Origin of the sequence: Enterococcus lactis (assembly GCF_015751045.1) — a bacterium.
GTDB classification, from domain to species: Bacteria; Bacillota; Bacilli; order Lactobacillales; family Enterococcaceae; genus Enterococcus_B; species Enterococcus_B lactis.
On sequence record NZ_BNJW01000060.1, the window covers coordinates 1 to 2,034 of the forward strand.

Below are 2,034 nucleotides of genomic sequence, written 5' to 3' on the forward strand. Positions count from 1 at the left end.
AAGTTTACGCACTGCCTCTACCACGATTAAAGGCATGGAAGCCATTCGAGGATTATATAAGAAAACCCGAAAAGAAGGCACTCTCTTCGGGTTTTCGGTCTGTACTGAAATCAAGGTATTATTGGGAATCCCAGCTTAAATCATAGATACCGTAAGGGATTTTATTCTTTATTTAAAACTTTGCAACAGAACCGGAAAAATCACGAAATGGAGTTTAACTCAGTTTTTAAACACGATTCCTAAATCTCCAAATGGAAATCCAAATAATGGTTTTGTTGGTAGTCCATTCGTTGAAAATTCCTGGACTTATTCAGCTATCTATCCTGCTCCATTAGCAACTTGGGGGCAAAAATATGGAAATGTGCAGAATATTTCAGGTAGTTCTATGACTACATTGCTTAATGAAGTAAAGAACGGAAATCCTGTGGTTGCATGGGTAACTATCAATTTCCAACCAATTCGTTGGGGAAATTGGAGTTTTGGTGTAGCAGCTAATAATAATCACGCAGTGACACTTGATGGATACAATAAAGGAAGTAATCAAGTACATGTATCTGATCCAATTAGTGGTTCTTATTGGCTGAATCGAACAACATTTGAAAATATTTACAACGCACGAAAATATGCAGTTGTAGTCAGATAACATTTCTATGTTCCATGTATCCCACAATCAAAAAAAAAATGAAACGATTATGCCTTCAAAACCACCTTTTAGGAAATGAATCGTCCTTTGAACGAAAACTATTTTATAATATAGGCGTTACTAAGCAGCTAAGCAGAAAACAGCAGTAAGAAAAGGAGTATAGATTCTAAAAAACAATTTGAATGGAGTGATTGCCTTTTATGAAATCGCATATTTTAGAGAGACATTTATTATGAAAAGCTAATTGATTTTAAGTTTAAGTGTATTAGGATTAAGTGTTGGTATGTTCCATATACCCCAATACTTATATAAATAAGATTGAGGAGAAAATTTTATGAAAAAATTTGCTTTAGGGATAGCTTTGTTAACTATCGGGTCAGTTGTTTTACCGTCAACTACTATAGTTTATGCTTCAGAAAATTCCCAAGTGGTATCATTAAACGAAAGCAACGGCACTGAGAATGTAGTTATTGAGTATACTGAAGATGGTATGGTCGTAACTAAATATGAGGATGGTTATAGTGCAGAAGATTTTGCAAATTCTTCAGATATCATGACAAGAGCTGCAGTTGCAAGATGGGGCAAAAAGGAATATACAAATATTGCTGTAACCACTGGAGTAGCTGCTAATGCTATTAATGCTGCCTTTTGGGCAGGAGGAAAAGCTAGCACTGCTATGTTTGGTATCCCAGGTTGGGCAATTGGTGCTTTGTTAACCGGTGCAAGTTGGACTCAAAAAGGTGCTTCTCCAGGGAATGCAGTTGCAAAAGAATGGGACAAAAATGGTAATGGCTGGATTGGATTTTATTACCAAAGAGGATATGATGCAGCTGGAAGAGTTGTAGCTACTAGATATTCAACGTTATAAGTTAAGGAGTGATGTTTTTGATATCTAAAACATTAAAAACATTAAAAAAATTTACTAAAAAGAATCCGCAAATAGCTACTATTCGTATTTTTATATTTGCTATAGCTGTTGCTATAATTGTTAATATGCTAAGCGGGGGGAAATTATACAAATCTGGTTTATTTTTAGTGTTAGTCTTAGTTGTCTTAGACATAATAAAGTCTAAAAAAAAATAAATGGACTATAGATTAAAAGGCTAGATACGATTCAAGAAAAAATGTGGTAATTAATTCACCTTGTATGCTTTAAGATCATTTGTTAATATTAAGGAACGGAACTCTCAAAAAATTCCGTACTCTAATTTGCAGGCTCTCACTCTTTTAGAGTGAGAGTTTTTAGGTTCTGTTGCAAAGTTTTAAATCTACTATCAAATAAGGTAGAATAATAGAAAAAGATAGCAGGAGGAATGACGATGAATCATTTTAAAGGAAAGCAATTTCAGCAGGATGTGATTATTGTAGCCGTGGGCTACTATCTTCGTTAT

2 protein-coding genes and 2 pseudogenes are annotated in these 2,034 nt (G+C 34.3%); all 4 read left to right on the top strand.

Annotation, left to right across the window (positions count from 1 at the left end; genetic code table 11):
• Positions 1–193 precede the first annotated feature (193 nt).
• Positions 194–643: pseudogene (locus KFO35_RS13975) on the top strand (C39 family peptidase); the annotation flags it as partial.
• Positions 644–977: 334 nt separating this feature from the next.
• Entirely contained in the window at positions 978–1,511 is a 534-nt protein-coding gene (locus tag KFO35_RS13980; protein WP_002307459.1) for a hypothetical protein, read from the top strand.
• An 11-nt stretch (positions 1,512–1,522) separates the two neighbouring features.
• Positions 1,523–1,726: a hypothetical protein gene (locus KFO35_RS13985; RefSeq protein WP_002307460.1), complete on the top strand. Its 204-nt coding sequence runs from the start codon at positions 1,523–1,525 to the stop codon at positions 1,724–1,726.
• A 236-nt stretch (positions 1,727–1,962) separates the two neighbouring features.
• A pseudogene (locus tag KFO35_RS13990) lies at positions 1,963–2,034 on the top strand (IS6 family transposase); the annotation flags it as partial.

What these genes read in the sequence shown, in the direction of transcription:
- KFO35_RS13980 (WP_002307459.1), top strand. Translation starts at nt 978, where the DNA reads ATGAAAAAATTTGCTTTAGGGATAGCTTTGTTAACTATCGGGTCAGTT.
- KFO35_RS13985 (WP_002307460.1), top strand. Translation starts at nt 1,523, where the DNA reads ATGTTTTTGATATCTAAAACATTAAAAACATTAAAAAAATTTACTAAA.